Genomic DNA, 15,841 nt, shown 5'->3' on the forward strand with positions numbered 1-15,841 from the left:
GGCGACCTTCAGCCAGGCCTGGCCAGAGCAGGCAAACTAAAGGCACGCGCGCCCAGGCCCTTGATGATGCCCCTGTCCCAGCCACGCCCCATCGGCCCCAGCCTGCGGCGCTGCTGGGCGGCGCTGGTGAGCCTGCTGCTCCTGTTCGGAGCCGCCACCCCTGCCCTGGCTGTGTCGGCGGCGAGTTTTCCTGCCGATGCGCCCCAGGAGCGGGTGCTTGATCAGGCCCAGGTGCTGAGCCGCGCCGCCAATGGCGAGCTGAGCCGGGAGCTGGATGCTCTGCAGGCAGCCCAGGTGGAGGCCCATCTGGTCACCGTGGAGCGGCTGGACTACGGCATCAGCCTGCGCCAGCTCGGCCAGCAGTTGCTGGAGCGCTGGGCGGTGCAGGGCAGCGACAAGGGCCAGCTGTTGTTTCTGATCGACACCAAGACCAACGCCGCCGCCGTGGTGGCGTCTGCGGCCCTCGACAGCCGGCTCAACGCCGAGCTGCTCAAGAGCACGGCGCGCACCACCATGGCCCAGCCGATCCGCGAAGGGGCCCGCTTCCGCCAGGCCAGCCTCGATGGCATCGCCCGCCTGCAGACCGTGCTGGACACCGGAGAGGATCCCGGCGAGCCCTTGCAGGTGGAGGCCTCCACACTGCCGACCAATGTGCCCACCCGGGAGGAGACCGCTGACAGCAAGGCCTTCACCTGGGTGATCGTGCTGCTGGTGGTGGGCACGGTGGTGCCGATGGCCACCTGGTGGGTCTTCTCCCGCTGAGCATCCATGGCCATCACCAACTGGCTCGGCTCCTTCCGCCGCGCCCAGGCGCTCGACCTCAGCCACGACCTGGAGCGGGGCTATGAGGCTGCCCTGCTGATTCAGACCATCGAGCTGGAGCACTACAACGACCGCCCGGTGCGTCCTGAAATCGTGCTGCCCCTGCCCGCCGGTGCCCAGGCGCAGCTGCTGCGCCGTTTCCAGGCGGCCCTGGAGGTCTGCCGGCAGAGCCTGGCGAGCCTGGGGCAGCATCGCAGTGAGCTGGTCGGCCAGGAGCTGCGCCAGCTGCAGTTGATCGAATCGGTGCTGGCGCGCTACGACGGCAGGCGCAATCCCCTGCCCGCCATCAGCCGCACACCCGAGGTGTTGCCCCGCAGCCTGCTGGGCGTGGTGAACCAGGTGCGCCGCCAGCTCGATCCGGAGGCTGAGGCCAACATGGTGGCCGGCTTCCGCCGGCGCCGCGATTCCACCCTGGTGTCGCTGCGGATTCTGCTGTTGCTGGTGCTGGTGCCTGTGCTCGTGCAGCAGATCAGCCGCACCTATGTGGTGTCGCCCCTGGTGGATCGCTTCGCCACCGACTATGCCTTTCTGAGCTACCCCAAACCCCAGCTGGAGGAGCGGGCCGTCGAGCAACTGCGGGTGTACCGGGCCGAAATCGAATTCGATTCGCTGCTCAGGGGCCAGGAGCTGCCCAGTGCCACCGAGCTGCACACCAAGCTGGCCCAGCGCGCCCAGGAGCTGAAACAGGAGGCGGATCAGGAGAGCACCCACGCCATCAAGAACGTGCTCGCCGACCTGGGCGGGCTGGTGGGCTTCGTGCTGGTGTGCGTGGTGTGGCGCCGCGACCTTCAGGTGCTGCGCAGTTTTCTGGATGAACTGGTGTATGGCCTGAGCGACAGCGCCAAGGCCTTTGCGATCATTCTGTTCACAGACATCTTTGTGGGCTTTCACAGCCCCGAGGGCTGGACCGTGCTGCTGGATGGGGTGGCCAACCACTTCGGTCTTCCCGCCCAGGAGAATTTCATCCTGCTGTTCATTGCCACCTTCCCGGTGATCCTGGCCACGGTGTTCAAGTACTGGATCTTCCGCTACCTCAACCGCGTGTCGCCCTCTTCTGTGGCCACCCTGCGCAACATGAATGGTGGCGGCTGATTCTCCGGACTCCAGCGGCGGGGCCCTGGCCCCCCGCCGTCAGCTGGTCACCGGCCCGGCCCGCAGTGGCAAGAGCCGCTGGGCCGAGCACCTGGCACGGCAGCATCCTGGACCGGTGCTGTATGTCGCCACCGCCGGGCGCCATCTCGAGGATCCCCACTGGCAGGCCCGGCTTGAGATCCACCGCCAACGCCGCCCGCCTCATTGGGCTCTGGCGGAGCTGCAGGAGGGGCTGGCGGACGGCCTGAGCCACTTGCAGCCGACTGAACTGGCGCTGGTGGATGCGCTCGGCTCCTGGGTGGCCTGGGGGTTGGAGCAGCCGCCGCTCAGCTGGCAGGCCAGTGTGGAGGCCCTGGCCAGCGCCGTGGAAGCCTGCCCGGGACGGCTGATCCTGGTGAGTGAGCAGACGGGCTGGGGCGTGGTCCCCCCCACGGCAATCGGCGGCCTGTTCCGCGACCGGCTCGGCGCCCTGGAGCAGGAACTGGCCCGCCGCTGCCAGCGCTCCTGGCTGGTGGTGGCCGGCCGGGCCCTTGACCTGCAGGCCATCAGTGAGCCTGTGCCGCGCTGATCCCATGCCACGAATCGTGCTCTATCAGCCCCAGATTCCGCCCAACACCGGCAATGTGGCCCGCACCTGCGCCGCCACGGCCCAGGAGCTGCATCTGGTGGAGCCCCTCGGCTTCGAGATCAGCGACCGCAGCCTGCGGCGGGCCGGGCTCGACTACTGGCCCTACGTGCCCCTCAGCCGCCACGCCGACTGGGCCGCCTTCGAGCGTCAGCGCCAGCAGTGCGGAGGAAGGCTGCTGGCCCTCAGCGCCCTCGCCACCACCCCCTACACCGCCATCCGCTTCCGGCCCGACGACTGGCTGCTGTTCGGCCGCGAGAGCGATGGGCTGCCCCCCCCCGTGCTGGCCCAGGCCGACGAGGCCATCACCATTCCGATGGCTCGCTCACGCCAGCATCCCGAGGGCGGGGTGCGCAGCCTCAACCTGTCGGTGTCGGTGGGGATTGTGCTGTTCGAGGCCCTGCGTCAGCAGGAGCCGATCAGCGGCTGAGATCCCAGGCTGAGGCAGGCTTGCCCCCGCCCGGTGCGGTCCCGGGGCAGCGGGCGGGAGCAACCGTCCCGATGGATTCCGTGTCGAGACGCACTTGATCCTGGGGGGCTCGTCCGCTACGGTCTGCGCGGCTCAGGGATCTCGGCTTCTCTACTGAGCTTTGTCGTTTTGGGGAACAACCTTTGAAGCCTTTGTCACCAATCAAAACGTCCATCCTTCTCTCTGCAGCCCTGGCGGCCACCGTGCCTGCCGTCACCCAGGCCTTCACTCCCGCAGAGTCGGATGACGCCTCGATCGACACCCTGCTGGCGGCCCGGCCACGCCCCAGCGCCCAGAAGCTCTGGGTGAAGGTACGCCAGCCGGTGAGCATCGATGAGCTCTCCCGCGACCTCAGCATGGGCAGCGAGCGGCTGGCCAATCTGAACGACGTGGACACCGACCATCGCTTTGATCGCGGAGAGTGGCTGGTGGTACCGGCGCAGCAGACCCGCGCCGTGAAGCTGCTGGCCTCGGTCGACACCTCTGAGCTGCGCCGCACGCCTCCCCTTCAGTCCCCTCCCCCGCTGCAGTCCAAGGGCGTTGTGCGCCTCGGCGACACCGTGATGGCCATCGCCCAGCGCTACGGCCTCACCATGGCTGAGCTGCTGAAGCTGAACCCCGGCATGCAGACCGCCCGCCTGGTGGCCGGCAATGAAGTGAAGCTGGTCCAGGCCGAACCGGTCCGGCAGCGGGCAGTCCTGGGCCTGAAGCCCTCCACCAGCGGCGGCCTCAGCTGGCCCCAGATTCCTGGCCTCGGCACGGAAAACAACAGCTTCGACAGCAGGCAGCCTGTTCCCGATGGCTGGATCTGGCCCACCAAGGGCGTGTTCACCTCCGGCTATGGCTGGCGCTGGGGACGCATGCACAAGGGCATTGACGTGGCCAACAACGTGGGCACGCCGATCGTGGCGGCCCGCAGGGGCCGAGTGGCCTTCTCCGGTTGGCATGACGGCGGTTACGGCTATCTGGTGACCCTCGCCCACGCAGACGGCAGCCGCTCCCTCTACGCCCACAACAGCCGCCTGATGGTGACGGCCGGCCAGGACGTGGCCCAGGGCACCCTGATTGCGCTGATGGGGAGCACAGGCCGCAGCACGGGTCCCCACCTCCACTTCGAGATCCATCCCCCCTCCCGGGGTGCAGCCAACCCGCTCCAGTTCCTGCCACCCCGCGCCTGATACAGTCAGCCGGCTGGAGAGGCCAGTAGGGCTCGGTAGCTCAGCTGGTTAGAGCGTGGGATTCATAACCCCAAGGTCGGGAGTTCAAGTCTCCCCCGAGCCATGCCGCCTTGGCCTCTCCTGGCACGACCAGCGTTTCTTGGGTCTTTGAACAAGACCTGTGTCGTGTTGCGCTGAGCCCCAGCTGACTCAGTCGAGAGCGGTGGCGTTGGGCAACAGGCCCAGTTCAGGGTCGCGCTGGGCGGCCTCCAGGCTCTCGTCGCTCACCACCACCGGGAAGGCCGCTGCGGCCTGGGCCGCCGCCACGGCGCGGCGGCTGCGACCGGTGCCCCGGGCCTCCATCGCCCGGATCAGCCCCTTGCTGCGATTCACTTCACCGATGGTCTGGCCCTCTTTGGGGCGCACCAGGGGATGGGCCTTGAGCTCGCCGCGCAGCTGGCTCAGCAGGCGGAAGTGGCCTGTGGTGTTGTATTTGCGCAGCACGCCTGGATCCCAACCCATTCCATCAACTCCACGAGTTGCTGCCAGCCTATGGCCTGGCCTGCAGAAGCTTGTGATAAATTGTAGGATGTAACTGGAAGTCGGATCGAGTTCGCTCAGCTGAGCCCGATGGCGTCCTCCGCCCCCTTCGCTCGCACTTGCGCATGACCCGCCTCGTCGGCCTGCAGGCCCCTGATTTCACCGCCACTGCGTGGTGGATCAGGAGTTCAAGGAGATCTCCCTCTCCCAGTACCGCGGCAAGTACGTGGTGCTGTTCTTCTATCCCCTCGACTTCACCTTCGTGTGCCCCACGGAGATCACCGCCTTCTCCGACCGTTACGGCGACTTCGCCGCCAAGAACACCGAAGTCCTGGGCGTGTCCGTGGACAGCGAATTCAGCCACCTGGCCTGGATTCAGACCGACCGCAAGAATGGCGGCATCGGCGACATCAGCTACCCACTTGTGGCCGATCTCAAGAAGGAGATTGCCCGCGCCTACGAGGTGCTGGACGAAGACGCCGGCGTCGCCCTGCGCGGTCTGTTCATCATCGATCCCGAAGGCGTGATCATGCACAGCACGATCAATAACCTGCCGGTGGGCCGCAGCGTCGATGAAACCCTGCGGGTGCTGCAGGCCTTCCAGTACGTGCAGAGCCACCCCGATGAGGTCTGCCCCGCCAACTGGCAGCCCGGCGACAAGACCATGAACCCCGACCCCGTGAAGTCGAAAGACTTCTTCGCTGCCGTCAGCTGAGCAGGCTCTGCAGCAGCCGGCTGCCATCGATGCCCCCCAGGACCGGGTCACAGGCCCTCTCCGGGTGGGGCATCAGCCCCAACACATTGCCGGCTCTGTTGCAGAGGCCGGCTACATCGCCCACTGATCCATTGGGGTTGGCGGCGTAGCGCAGCGCCACCTGGCCGTGCTCCTCCAGGGCTTTCAGATCATCAGCCTCCACCTGATAGCGGCCTTCTCCATGGGCGATCGGCAGGCTGATGCGCTCCTTCTCCCCGTAGCCCTGCAGCCAGCGGCACGGGCCGGGATTCACCTCCAGCAGAGCCGGCTCACACAGAAAGTGCAGGCGGCCATTGCGGGTGAGTGCCCCGGGCAGCAGGCCCATTTCGGTGAGCACCTGGAAGCCGTTGCAGATGCCCAGCACCGGCCCTCCGGCCTCGGCGAAGCTGCGCACCTCCTCGAGCACGGGAGCAAAGCGAGCAATCGCGCCGCAGCGCAGGTAGTCGCCATAGCTGAAGCCCCCCGGCAGCACCACGCATCGAGCCCGCCCAGGTCGCGCTCTTCATGCCAGAGGAAACGGGTTTCGAGCCCCAGGCACCCCTCCAGGGCCCAGCGCACGTCCCGGTCGCAGTTCGAGCCGGGAAACACCACGATCCCCACGCTCACAGCGGCGCTCCTGTGGGTTGGACCTGGCCGTGCTCCTGAAGCTCCAGGCTCCAGTTCTCGATCACCGGGTTGGCCAGCAACCGCTGCGCCAACAGCTCCACCTGCTGCCTGGCTGCAGTGGCATCGGCAGCCTCCAGTTCCAGCTCGATCGCCTTGCCGATGCGCAGTCGGCGCAGGCTGGTCACCCCCAGGCGGGCCGCTGCCGCCCTGGTGGCCTCCCCAGCAGGGTCGAGAACCGAAGGTCGCAGGGAGACCTGCACGCGAGCGCTGAAGACGGGCACGACACAGCCGTTGTTTGTTAAATCTTGGCAGCCCAATGGCCCCCATCCCCGGCCCGTGGACAGGTTGAAGGGGTCGTTGTGCAGGGCACCGCATGCTGGCTTGCCTCGGTCACGGCTGCCTGGTGGCCTTGCTGCTGCTGCTGCCCGCGTTGGCCAGCCCTCCACCTGAAGGGCCCCCGGCTGGTGGGACGCAGGCCGAAGGGTCCCATGCTGAGCGTGAACCTGTGCGGCCACTCGAGCCGATTCCCCTGCGCTGTCGCCAGAGCTCAGGCCCGTGGCGCGCCTGCAGTCTGCTGGTGGAGAGGCTGGGAGAGCGCTGGAGTCTGCTGCTCGACGATCAGCGCCTGGAGTTCCGCCATGACGGCCGCGGGGCCGTGACCATGCAGCGACCCAGCCCTGGCAATCCATCGCCTGTCTGGATTCCCGTCGAGGCCCGCTGGACAGACGACCCCGCCCTCTGCTGGAACGGGGTCTGCGCCCAGGGCGATTTCCCCCTGGATTAGGCGCTAGCCCCGGATCAGGGCTGCTGGATCAGGGCCTGCTCCAGCTGGTGCCGGTCGAGCCCGAAGCCCAGCAGCACCAGCTCCACCCCGGGGGCATGGGGCTGGGCGGCAGGCTCAAACCAGCTCTCCAGCCGCGGGCCCACCGCCTGCAGCACCAGGGGTCTGTCCTTTCCGCGCATCCAGAGCCGGCCCTTCACCCGCACAATCCCCTTCTCCTGGCAGAGGCGGCGGATGGCAGCCTCCAGGGATGAGCGCTCCAACTCGCCGTTCCACTCCAGCGCCACCGACTCCATCGCCACATGGGTGTGGTCGTGATGGTCGTGGTTGTCGCCGTCGTGGGGGTGGTCATCGGCACTGAGATGCTCAGCGGCCGAGCCGTCAGGCTGCTTTGCGGCCAGCCCCAGCACCAATGCCGGATCGATGCCACCGCGCTCCATGGGCAGCAGCGGCGTGCCGGGGCGCACCAGCGGCGTCACCCGCTCCTGGATGCGCTCGAGACCAGCGGCATCGAGTTGATCGCCATGGCTCACCAGCACCAGATCAGCGCACTCCAGCTGTTCGGCGAACAGCTCATCGATGGCGGTGAGGTGGTCGAGGCTTGGATCGGCCAGGCGCTGGGCCTCCAGGGCCGCAGGATCCGCCACCACCGACCCCTGGGCCAGGGCGGCCCCATCCACCACTGTGACCACGCCATTCACCCAGGTGCGGCTGCGGATCTCGGGCCAGCCCAGAGCCGCCAGCAGCGGTTCCGGCAGGGCCAGGCCGCTGGTTTCCACCAGGATGCCGTCGAGCTGGTCGGCGCGCTCCAGCAGCTGCTGCATGGTGGGCAGGAAGTCGTCCTGCACCGTGCAGCAGAGGCAGCCGTTGGTGAGCTCCACCAGGCGCGAGCCGATCTCCTCCTCAGGGCAGAAGCCGCAGCTGCGCAGCAGGGCTCCATCGAGCCCCACCTCGCCGAACTCGTTGACGAGCACCGCCAGGCGCTGGCCTCCATGCAGCAGCAGCTCCCTCAGCAGGGTGGTCTTGCCGGCGCCCAGGAAGCCGGTCACCACGGTGACGGGAAGACGGACGGAAGATTGGGTGGTCATGGGCGGCAGGCGAGGCTCTCGCGGGTGCTCACTCCCGTGAGCGGATTGGTGCCGCTGGCCCGGGCGCAGAGCGCCTTCTGTTCGGGCAGGTCGAGCACGGCGTCGGTGAAGTCGGCCCCGTCGATCCGGCTGCCGCGGAAGCGGCTCTGCATCAGCATGCCGTTGCGCAGCACGGCCCCCTCCAGGTTGCTGTCGTCAAAACGGCTGGCGAAGGCCACCACGTCTTCGAGGTTGGCTGCCTGCAGATTCGCCTGCCGCAGGGAGCTGCCGTTGAACACGGCGCCGCGCAGGTCGGCCTCGCTGAAGTCGAAACCATCCAGGCTGGCCTTGAGAAATTCCTGCTGGCGCAGGTTGCGGCCGTGCATGTCGGGCTGCAGATCCTGGACGGCCCGCTGGCCGCGCAGCTCGGGGGCGGTGATCGCCAGGGCCGCCGGTGATCCACCGACCAGCACCCCCAGCAACAGCACCCCGACCAGCAGCAGGCGTGACAGGGGGTGGAGCGGCGAGCGGATGCCGGCCATGGACGCACAACTACGGTGAGGCATCAAGTTATGGCAACCATGGGGATGACCCTGCGGGTGGTGGTTCCCCCCCACCCCCTGATCGGCCACTGGCTCAGTGTGTTGCGCAGCAGGCACACCCCAGCGGCCGTCTACGCCACCGCCACAGCTGAGCTGGGCCGCTGGCTCACCTACGAGGCCGTGCGCGACTGGTTGCCCCAGCGCAACACCGCCATCGAGGGCTGTCTGGGCGCCACCGAAGGTCGGGTGGTGGATGGGGAGGTGCCGATCCTGGCCCTGCCCGTGCTCACGGCCGGGCTGGGGCTCTGGGATGGGGCCCGGGCGGTGCTGCCGGCGGCCCGTGTGCGCCACGTGGATCGCCTCGGCACCCTGCTGCCAGCAGAGATCGAGAGCCGTTGCGGCGTGCTGGTGTTCGCACCGGAGGTGGCGTCCGGCCACAGCCTGCTGGAGCTGCTGCACCAACTGCGGCAGCGGGGGGTTGAGGGCGACCGGCTGCGGGTGATCACGGCCCTGGTGGCCTCGCCGGGCCTGAAGGCCATCGGTGAGCAGTTTCCCAGTCTCACCCTCTACGCCGGCTGCATCGATCCTGATCTGACCGGCGATGGGGCGATTGAGCCGGGTATCGGCGCTGTAGCTGAAAGGCTGTTCGGCATCCCCGGAAACGGAGCTGTCGTCCCGGCCGCTGCCTCTGCCTAGGGTTGGAACACTTGTGCACTGTTGATGGCTGATCGCCAGGCTGGTCAGAGACACCCAGGCGGTGCGGCGGCCGGCGCCGCTGCCGGCGACTCCTCGGCCCTGCTGATCAGTGCCCTGGCCGGAGCCGTGCTCGGCGCGGCCGGCCTGGGCTGGTGGCTGCTGTCGAAAGCGGATCAGCGCCGCGGCAGCATGCGCCAGCAGCGGGTGCTGCGGCTCTCGCGGCTGCAGGAGAGCGGTGGGGCGGTGGAGGGCCTGCCGGCACCGGCCTCCCTGGCGGCCAGCAATGACCGGGAGCTGCACCAGAAGGTGCACCAGCTCAACGAGGCCATCGAGGATGTGCGCCGTCAGCTGGAAACCCTCAGCATTGGCCGTCAGGGCTCTCGGTAAGTTGCTTGCAGGCACTTTCCGCTGAGGCCATGCTCCGATCCGCTGCCATCACCCAGGGCGTTCAGCGTTCCCCGAACCGGGCCATGCTGCGGGCTGTGGGCTTCGGCGACGGCGACTTCGCCAAGCCGATCATCGGCATCGCCAACGGCTACAGCACGATCACCCCCTGCAACCTCGGCCTCAACGACCTCACCCGCCGTGCCGAGCAGGCCGCCCAGCTGGCGGGGGCGATGCCCCAGACCTTCGGCACCATCACGGTGAGCGATGGCATCTCGATGGGCACCGAGGGGATGAAGTATTCCCTGGTGAGCCGCGAGGTGATCGCCGATTCGATCGAAACCGCCTGCAACGCCCAGAGCATGGACGGCCTGCTGGCGGTGGGCGGCTGCGACAAGAACATGCCCGGAGCCATGCTGGCCATGGCCCGCATGAACATCCCGGCGATCTTCGTGTACGGCGGCACGATCAAGCCCGGCAGACTCGGGCCCTGCGATCTCACCGTGGTGAGCGCCTTTGAGGCCGTGGGCCAGTTTTCCGGCGGCCGCATCGACGAGGCCGAGCTCACCGCCATCGAGAAGAACGCCTGCCCCGGTGCCGGCAGTTGCGGTGGCATGTTCACCGCCAACACGATGAGTTCGGCCTTCGAGGTGCTGGGCCTCAGCCTTCCCTACAGCTCCACCATGGCGGCCGAAGACCCGGAGAAGGCCGAGAGTGCCGCCCGCTCCGCCGAAGTGCTCGTGCGGGCGATCGCCGCCGACATCCGCCCCCGCGATCTGCTCACCCGGGAGGCTTTTGAAAACGCCATCAGCGTGATCATGGCCGTGGGCGGCTCCACCAATTCGGTGCTGCACCTGCTCGCCATCGCGCGCACGGCCGGCGTGCCCCTCAGCATCGACGACTTCGAAGTGATCCGCCAGCGGGTGCCGGTGATCTGCGATCTCAAGCCCAGTGGCCGCTATGTGACGGTGGAACTGCACCGGGCCGGGGGCATCCCCCAGGTGATGAAGCTGCTGCTGGAGGCCGGCCTGCTCCATGGCGACTGCCGCACCATCGAGGGCCGCACCCTGCGCGAGGTGCTGGCCGACGTGCCCTCCACCCCACCGGCAGACCAGGATGTGATCCGCCCCCTCAGCCGGCCCCTCTACGCCAAGGGCCACCTGGCGATCCTCAAGGGCAACCTGGCGGAAGAGGGAGCCGTGGCCAAGATCTCCGGCGTCAAGACCCCGGTGATCACCGGGCCGGCGCGGGTGTTCGAGAGTGAGGAGAGTGCTCTGGAGGCGATCCTGGCCGGCGCCGTCCATGCCGGGGATGTGGTGGTGGTGCGCTACGAGGGGCCGGTGGGCGGCCCCGGCATGCGCGAGATGCTCTCCCCCACCGCCGCGATCGTGGGCCAGGGGCTGGGGGAATCGGTGGCCCTGATCACTGATGGTCGCTTTTCCGGGGGTTCCTATGGCTGGTGGTGGGCCACGTGGCGCCGGAAGCGGCCGTTGGCGGCACCATCGGCCTGGTGGAGGAGGGCGACAGCATCACCGTGGATGCCGATCAGCTGCTGCTGCAGCTCAACGTGGCTGCTGAAGAGCTGGAGCGCCGAAGGGCGGCCTGGGTGCGCCCCGAACCCCGCTACCGCACGGGCGTGCTGGGCAAGTACGCCCGCCTGGTGAGCAGCAGCAGCCTCGGGGCTGTCACCGATCTGGCTTGAGCAGATCCGGAGCGGGCGGTTCCGGCCTCAGCAGGGCCCGCAACCGCCGCGCCAGCGCTTCCAGCGGCAGCCCCGCCCCTGGCCGTTCGCAGCGACTGCCGTTGCTGCTCATCCACACCGGATGGCGCCCCTGCCAGAGCATGGGGAGCTCCGGGTCCGCAGCCCAGGCCAGGGTGAGGTGGAGGTCATCGCCACTGCGGTAGAGCTCCAGTTCCAGGTCTTCCTCAGGAAGGCGCTCTCCGGCAGGGCTGCGCACCTCCAGCTTCAGGCAGCAGTCCTGCAGCTCGGCCATCTGCTCCAGGCTGGGCGCGTCCGGCTTAGCTTGATCCTTTGCGGTCAGCACGGCGTGGCGCAGCGGCTTGCGGCAGAGATCGGCCGCCGCCGCCACGCGTTGGGCCAGGTCGGCCTCGGGCAGGTCGCTGGGGTCAGGGATAGGTACGGATGGCCTGGAGGTTGAAGCTGATCGGGCCGGGCCGGAAACCCGCATTCGGGCTGCCGTCATCGCCGAAGCGGGAGTGCAGCAACTGCAGCCGGTTGATGCGGGAGGCATCGAAACGCAGCGGCAGGCCCACCGGTCGGGCCCGCACCGAGGGGCGCAGGCTGCTGAAGGGAACGCTCAGCTGCGTGCTGCCTTCGGCCTGGGTGGCGAACTCCACCACCCAGCGCAGACCGCCGGGGATCAGTTCCGTGAGTCCGGCCACTCCGTCAGCGCAGGCCAGCGCCAGCTTGAAGCGCCGCCCACCGCCCGCCAGCTCCAGTTCCAGGCCTTCAGCGCTGGAGAGATCCAGGGGCGGAGAGAACAGGGGCGAGCGACAGCTCACGAACCCGCCGCCCTCCTCCACCAGCTCGCCCTGAAACTGCAGACCGCCAGGACCGGCCTGACAGCGCCCCTGGCTGCGGCCCCCCATGATCGTGTCGTTCAGGGCCTGCCAGCCGCTGAAACCATCCCCCGTGACGATCTCGATCACGCCAGCGCCCCTGCCGCCCCGTGGTCGGCGAGCACGGTGATGGTGGTGGAGGGCTGCACCAGCCGCGCCGGGGTGCGCTCCGCAGGTCCATCGGATCCAGCAGCCTCTGCAGGGCCTGGGCCTTGGCCGCACCGCTCACCAGGAAGATCACCCGCCGCGCTGCCGAGAGCACAGGCGCCGTGAGCGTGATCCGGGGCAGTCCCTTGCCCTCGCCCACCGTCACCAGCCGCTGGCGCTCCAGGGCGGCGCCGGTGCCCGGAAACAGAGAGGCGGTGTGGCCATCGTCGCCGAGGCCGAGCAGCACCAGATCCAGAATCGGCGGATCGCCGGGGCAGAGCAGGCGCAGCAGCTCGGCATAGGCCCTGGCCCCCTGCTCCGGACTGGCCAGGTCGGTGGCCACCGGGTGCAGGCGGGCGCCGCTGCCGGGGGGCTGGGCCAGCAGCGAGCGCCGCAGCATCAGGGTGTTGCTGGCCGGGTCATCGGCTGGAACCCAGCGCTCATCGCCCAGCAGCACATCCACCCGATCCCAGGCCAGCCGCTCCTGCCCCAGCCGGCTGTAGGCCACCTCGGGGGTGGTGCCACCGGCCAGGGCGATCTGGCAGCGATCCCGCTGGGCCAGGCCCAGGTCGATGGCCGTGGCGATAAGCTCGGCGGCGCGGTGGGCCAGCTGCTCGCCACTGTCCCATCGCTCCACGCTGTAGGCCGTGCCCTCCGATCGGGTGCTGGCAGGTTGCATCGGTTGCGCCTCAGCTGATCCATTCGGTGTGGAACGATCCTGGCTGATCGACCCGCTCATAGGTGTGGGAGCCGAAGCAGTCGCGCATGGCCTGCACCAGGTTCTGGGGCAGGCGAGCGGTGCGGTAGCTGTCGATGTAGTCGAGCGTGCTCGAGAGGCAGGGCACAGGGATCCCAGCCAGGGCGGCCCCGGCCACGATCTGGCGCAGCCCCGGCAGCCGTTGGTTGATCTGCTCGGCAAACCAGGGATCCAGCATCAGGTTCGGCAGCTCGGGCGCTGCGGTGTAGGCATCCTGGATGCGCTGCAGCAGTCGGGCGCGAATGATGCAGCCGCCCTTCCAGATCTGGCCGATGGCCGCGAAGTCGAGGGCGTAGTCGTGCAGCTTGGAGGCCTCCTGCAGCAGGGCCATGCCCTGGCCGTAGCTCACGATGCAGGCGGCGATGCAGGCATCGCGCAGGGGGGGCAGGCCCGCAGCGGCATCGCCGAGATCGACGGCATGGGCCGGCGGGGCGGGCAGCACCGCCTCGGCTTCGAGGCGCTCCGGCCGCAGGGAGCTCATCACCCGGGCATTCAGGGCCGCATAGATGGTGGGCACCGGCACCCCCATCTCCAGGGCGCTCACCACCGTCCAGAGTCCGGTGCCCTTCTGGCCGGCCGCATCCACGATCATCTCCACCAGATCGCCGCCGCTGGCGGGGTCCTTGGTGCGCAGACACACCTCGGTGATCTCCACCAGGAAGGAGGCCAGTTCCTCGCTGCTGTTCCACAGACCCAGCACATCGGCCATGGCGTCGCCGCCCATGCCGCCGCAGCGCTTCATCAGGTCGTAGGCCTCGGCCAGGATCTGCTCAATGCCGTATTCAATGCCGTTGTGCACGGTCTTGACAAAGTGACCGGCACCGCCTGGACCGATGTAGGTGACGCAGGGGCCGTCCTCCACCTGAGCCGCCATCTTGCGCACCAGCGGCTCAATGGCGTCGTAGGCGCTGCGGGTGCCGCCGGGCATCATGCTGGGGCCCTCCAGGGCTCCCTTGGCGCCGCCGGACACCCCCATGCCGATGTAGCCGAAGCTCTTGCTTTCCAGCTCCGCCACCCGCCGTTCCGTGTCGGTGTAGAGGGAGTTGCCACCATCGATCAGCAGGTCGCCCTCCGCCAGCAGGGGGGCAATCGAGGCGATGGTGTCATCCACCGGCTGGCCGGCTTTCACCATCATCAGGATCCGCCTGGGCTGCTCCAGGGCCGCTACGAACTCCTCCAGGGTTTTGGCGCCAACGATGTCCTTGCCGGCGCCCCGGCCCTGCAGGAAGGCCTCCGTCTTGGCGTAGGTGCGGTTGTAGACAACGCTCGAAAACCCGTTGCGCTCGGCATTGAGAACCAGGTTCTCGCCCATCACGCCGAGACCGATCAGACCGAAATGTGCCGTACCCATGCAGTTGGAAAAAGGGCTGTGCCCTCAGTGTGGCCAGAGCCCCGGCCTGCGGGGCTGAACCGTCACAACCCGGGCGCCTGTGTCAGCATCTCCTGGCCTGATTAGGCCCTGGAGCCTCAGATCACACTGCCATCAGCGATGGTGCCGTTCTTCACAACCACCACGATTCCGTTGCGGATGTAGAAGTTCAGTTCGGGGCGATCCGCCTCCTCCACGTGATCTTTGTTGATGATGGTCACGTCCTTGCCGATGCGCACGTTCTTGTCGAGAATGGCGCCCTTCACGGTGGTGCCACTGCCCACGCCCATCGGAATGCCGCCGCTCTGCCTCAGGGCTTTGCGCTCCTCGGAGGACTCGAAGTAATCCGAGCCCATCACCAGGGTGTCCTGCAGAACCGCGTTGTTTTCAACCCTGCTCCTGACCCCCAGCACGCAATGATGCACGCTGCAGGCCTTCAGCAGGGAACCCTCGCCGATGATCGACTCGGTGACCTGGGCGTCCTGAAGCTTGCTGGGCGGCAGGTAGCGGGGGCGTGTGTAAATCGGAAACCTTTCGTCGTAGAACGAGAATGGAGGGTTGGGCTGCTGGGTGAGGGCTAGATTGGCTTCATAGAAGGCACCAATTGTACCGATGTCTTCCCAGTAGTCATTGAACAGGTAGCTGCGCAGCTGATCTCCACGGGCCAACGAGATGGGAATGATCTCCTTGCCGAAGTCCTTGGCGGTGGGATTGGTGTTCAGCAGATCAAAGAGGGTCTGGCGGCTGAACACATAGATGCCCATGGAAGCCAGGTGGGGCCGCAGCGCCGCCTCCTCGTGGGAGAGGCCCAGGCTCTCGGTGTCCACACGCATCGCCTCCAGGTCGGCACCCTTGGGTTTCTCCCGGAACTCCTGGATGTGGCCCTGGGAATCGGTGCGCATCAGGCCGAAGGCCTCGGCCTGGACAGGATCCACCGGCAGGGCGCCCACGGAGAGATCGGCACCGGTGTCGATGTGGTGCTGGACAAACAGGCTGTAGTCCATGCGGTAGAGCTGGTCGCCGGAGAGGATCAGGTAGTGATCCACGTCCCACTCCTGGAACAGCCACTGATACTTGCGCACCGCATCGGCCGTGCCCTCAAACCAGCTCGGGCTGTCGGGGGTCTGCTGGGCAGCCAGCACCTCCACGAAGCCCTGGCCGAAGCCGGCGGATAGGTTGTAGCTCATCGACAGGTGTCGATTCAGGGAGGCACTGTTGAACTGGGTCAGCACATAGATCTTGTTGATCTCTGAGTTGATGCAGTTGCTGATGGGAATATCGATCAGGCGATACTTGCCGGCCAGAGGTACCGCCGGCTTGGCACGCATCTTGGTGAGTGGGTAGAGGCGTGTACCGGCTCCCCCCCCGAGAATGATGGCTAGAACGCGTTTCATGTTTCCTGATTCCTACTCTGATGGGGCGACCGTACAGGACTGGGGTTCCGGCGGGGCAG

16 protein-coding genes, 1 tRNA gene and 4 pseudogenes are annotated in these 15,841 nt (G+C 67.8%); 11 read left to right on the top strand and 10 right to left on the bottom strand.

Annotated features, from left to right (window positions below):
* Nucleotides 1–66: 66 nt before the first annotated feature.
* The 6 genes from psb32 to IQ220_RS05530 all read left to right on the top strand — a co-directional run bounded on the left by psb32 (nucleotide 67) and on the right by IQ220_RS05530 (nucleotide 4,289).
* Nucleotides 67–762 (top strand): photosystem II repair protein Psb32, encoded by a 696-nt coding sequence (gene psb32 / locus IQ220_RS05505; protein WP_193913490.1) that lies wholly within the window; start codon nucleotides 67–69, stop codon nucleotides 760–762.
* A 6-nt stretch (nucleotides 763–768) separates the two neighbouring features.
* Complete coding sequence (gene pxcA / locus IQ220_RS05510) at nucleotides 769–1,914, top strand: proton extrusion protein PcxA (RefSeq protein WP_193815832.1); 1,146 nt, start codon at nucleotides 769–771, stop codon at nucleotides 1,912–1,914.
* Nucleotides 1,901–2,482 carry a bifunctional adenosylcobinamide kinase/adenosylcobinamide-phosphate guanylyltransferase gene (cobU, locus tag IQ220_RS05515; protein ID WP_193913492.1) on the top strand — a complete coding sequence of 194 codons (582 nt, stop codon included), beginning with the start codon at nucleotides 1,901–1,903 and terminating at the stop codon, nucleotides 2,480–2,482. Before pxcA ends, cobU begins: the two co-directional genes overlap by 14 nt.
* Nucleotides 2,483–2,486: 4 nt before the next feature.
* Entirely contained in the window at nucleotides 2,487–2,969 is a 483-nt protein-coding gene (locus IQ220_RS05520; protein ID WP_186699726.1) for a tRNA (cytidine(34)-2'-O)-methyltransferase, read from the top strand.
* Between the two features lie 242 nt (nucleotides 2,970–3,211).
* The gene (locus IQ220_RS05525; RefSeq protein WP_370566338.1) at nucleotides 3,212–4,186 is read left to right on the top strand and encodes a peptidoglycan DD-metalloendopeptidase family protein; all 975 of its coding nucleotides are present in this window, start codon (nucleotides 3,212–3,214) and stop codon (nucleotides 4,184–4,186) included.
* A 29-nt stretch (nucleotides 4,187–4,215) separates the two neighbouring features.
* Nucleotides 4,216–4,289 (top strand) — tRNA-Met (locus IQ220_RS05530).
* A gap of 86 nt (nucleotides 4,290–4,375) precedes the next feature.
* On the opposite strand, the gene IQ220_RS05535 is transcribed toward IQ220_RS05530, so the two are convergent.
* On the bottom strand, nucleotides 4,376–4,687 hold the full coding sequence (locus IQ220_RS05535) for a hypothetical protein (protein WP_186699730.1): 312 nt from the start codon (nucleotides 4,685–4,687) through the stop codon (nucleotides 4,376–4,378).
* Between the two features lie 143 nt (nucleotides 4,688–4,830).
* On the opposite strand from IQ220_RS05535, the pseudogene IQ220_RS05540 reads away from it, so the two are divergent.
* Nucleotides 4,831–5,420: pseudogene (locus tag IQ220_RS05540) on the top strand (peroxiredoxin).
* On the opposite strand, the pseudogene purQ reads toward IQ220_RS05540, so the two are convergent.
* Nucleotides 5,413–6,065, bottom strand: a pseudogene (gene purQ, locus IQ220_RS05545) (phosphoribosylformylglycinamidine synthase subunit PurQ). The pseudogenes IQ220_RS05540 and purQ sit on opposite strands and share 8 nt — an antisense overlap.
* Nucleotides 6,062–6,346, bottom strand: a complete 285-nt coding sequence (gene purS, locus IQ220_RS05550; protein WP_186699736.1) for a phosphoribosylformylglycinamidine synthase subunit PurS — start codon at nucleotides 6,344–6,346, stop codon at nucleotides 6,062–6,064. Before purS ends, purQ begins: the two are co-directional and overlap by 4 nt.
* A gap of 224 nt (nucleotides 6,347–6,570) precedes the next feature.
* Here purS and IQ220_RS05555 point away from each other — a divergent pair, with 224 nt between their 5' ends.
* Nucleotides 6,571–6,849: a hypothetical protein gene (locus IQ220_RS05555; RefSeq protein WP_186699738.1), complete on the top strand. Its 279-nt coding sequence runs from the start codon at nucleotides 6,571–6,573 to the stop codon at nucleotides 6,847–6,849.
* Nucleotides 6,850–6,863: 14 nt separating this feature from the next.
* On the opposite strand, the gene cobW is transcribed toward IQ220_RS05555, so the two are convergent.
* Nucleotides 6,864–7,934, bottom strand: coding sequence for a cobalamin biosynthesis protein CobW (gene cobW, locus IQ220_RS05560; RefSeq protein ID WP_193913496.1), 1,071 nt, complete (start codon nucleotides 7,932–7,934; stop codon nucleotides 6,864–6,866).
* The gene (locus IQ220_RS05565) at nucleotides 7,931–8,455 is read right to left on the bottom strand and encodes a pentapeptide repeat-containing protein (protein ID WP_193913498.1); all 525 of its coding nucleotides are present in this window, start codon (nucleotides 8,453–8,455) and stop codon (nucleotides 7,931–7,933) included. Before IQ220_RS05565 ends, cobW begins: the two co-directional genes overlap by 4 nt.
* Before the next feature lie 39 nt (nucleotides 8,456–8,494).
* On the opposite strand from IQ220_RS05565, the gene upp reads away from it, so the two are divergent.
* From upp to ilvD, 3 genes and pseudogenes are all read left to right on the top strand, one after another.
* A complete protein-coding gene (gene upp, locus IQ220_RS05570) occupies nucleotides 8,495–9,151 on the top strand; it encodes a uracil phosphoribosyltransferase (RefSeq protein ID WP_186699743.1) in 657 nt (218 codons plus the stop codon).
* 24 nt (nucleotides 9,152–9,175) lie between these two features.
* Nucleotides 9,176–9,538 (top strand): hypothetical protein, encoded by a 363-nt coding sequence (locus IQ220_RS05575; RefSeq protein ID WP_228008881.1) that lies wholly within the window; start codon nucleotides 9,176–9,178, stop codon nucleotides 9,536–9,538.
* A 29-nt stretch (nucleotides 9,539–9,567) separates the two neighbouring features.
* A pseudogene (ilvD, locus tag IQ220_RS05580) lies at nucleotides 9,568–11,237 on the top strand (dihydroxy-acid dehydratase).
* Here the strand turns inward: ilvD and IQ220_RS05585 are convergent.
* The 5 genes and pseudogenes from IQ220_RS05585 to IQ220_RS05605 form a co-directional block, all read right to left on the bottom strand.
* Nucleotides 11,221–11,724: a hypothetical protein gene (locus tag IQ220_RS05585; protein WP_370566339.1), complete on the bottom strand. Its 504-nt coding sequence runs from the start codon at nucleotides 11,722–11,724 to the stop codon at nucleotides 11,221–11,223. The pseudogene ilvD and the gene IQ220_RS05585 sit on opposite strands and share 17 nt — an antisense overlap.
* Nucleotides 11,663–12,145: a CIA30 family protein gene (locus tag IQ220_RS05590; RefSeq protein WP_255460150.1), complete on the bottom strand. Its 483-nt coding sequence runs from the start codon at nucleotides 12,143–12,145 to the stop codon at nucleotides 11,663–11,665. The genes IQ220_RS05585 and IQ220_RS05590 overlap by 62 nt, the downstream gene beginning before the upstream one ends.
* A gap of 56 nt (nucleotides 12,146–12,201) precedes the next feature.
* Nucleotides 12,202–12,941, bottom strand: a pseudogene (gene pgl, locus IQ220_RS05595) (6-phosphogluconolactonase).
* Between the two features lie 10 nt (nucleotides 12,942–12,951).
* Entirely contained in the window at nucleotides 12,952–14,370 is a 1,419-nt protein-coding gene (gene gndA, locus IQ220_RS05600) for an NADP-dependent phosphogluconate dehydrogenase (RefSeq protein WP_193814369.1), read from the bottom strand.
* Nucleotides 14,371–14,486: 116 nt separating this feature from the next.
* Complete coding sequence (locus tag IQ220_RS05605; protein WP_186699754.1) at nucleotides 14,487–15,782, bottom strand: glucose-1-phosphate adenylyltransferase; 1,296 nt, start codon at nucleotides 15,780–15,782, stop codon at nucleotides 14,487–14,489.
* Nucleotides 15,783–15,841 lie beyond the last annotated feature (59 nt).

The sequence above is a fragment of the Cyanobium sp. LEGE 06113 genome (genome assembly GCF_015207615.1).

What these genes read in the sequence shown, in the direction of transcription:
- IQ220_RS05590 (WP_255460150.1), bottom strand. Translation starts at nt 12,145, where the DNA reads ATGGGGGGCCGCAGCCAGGGGCGCTGTCAGGCCGGTCCTGGCGGTCTG.
- gndA (WP_193814369.1), bottom strand. Translation starts at nt 14,370, where the DNA reads ATGGGTACGGCACATTTCGGTCTGATCGGTCTCGGCGTGATGGGCGAG.
- IQ220_RS05585 (WP_370566339.1), bottom strand. Translation starts at nt 11,724, where the DNA reads ATGCGGGTTTCCGGCCCGGCCCGATCAGCTTCAACCTCCAGGCCATCC.
- psb32 (WP_193913490.1), top strand. Translation starts at nt 67, where the DNA reads ATGCCCCTGTCCCAGCCACGCCCCATCGGCCCCAGCCTGCGGCGCTGC.
- IQ220_RS05605 (WP_186699754.1), bottom strand. Translation starts at nt 15,782, where the DNA reads ATGAAACGCGTTCTAGCCATCATTCTCGGGGGGGGAGCCGGTACACGC.
- IQ220_RS05565 (WP_193913498.1), bottom strand. Translation starts at nt 8,455, where the DNA reads ATGGCCGGCATCCGCTCGCCGCTCCACCCCCTGTCACGCCTGCTGCTG.
- IQ220_RS05535 (WP_186699730.1), bottom strand. Translation starts at nt 4,687, where the DNA reads ATGGGTTGGGATCCAGGCGTGCTGCGCAAATACAACACCACAGGCCAC.
- IQ220_RS05520 (WP_186699726.1), top strand. Translation starts at nt 2,487, where the DNA reads ATGCCACGAATCGTGCTCTATCAGCCCCAGATTCCGCCCAACACCGGC.
- pxcA (WP_193815832.1), top strand. Translation starts at nt 769, where the DNA reads ATGGCCATCACCAACTGGCTCGGCTCCTTCCGCCGCGCCCAGGCGCTC.
- cobW (WP_193913496.1), bottom strand. Translation starts at nt 7,934, where the DNA reads ATGACCACCCAATCTTCCGTCCGTCTTCCCGTCACCGTGGTGACCGGC.
- upp (WP_186699743.1), top strand. Translation starts at nt 8,495, where the DNA reads ATGGGGATGACCCTGCGGGTGGTGGTTCCCCCCCACCCCCTGATCGGC.
- IQ220_RS05575 (WP_228008881.1), top strand. Translation starts at nt 9,176, where the DNA reads ATGGCTGATCGCCAGGCTGGTCAGAGACACCCAGGCGGTGCGGCGGCC.
- cobU (WP_193913492.1), top strand. Translation starts at nt 1,901, where the DNA reads ATGGTGGCGGCTGATTCTCCGGACTCCAGCGGCGGGGCCCTGGCCCCC.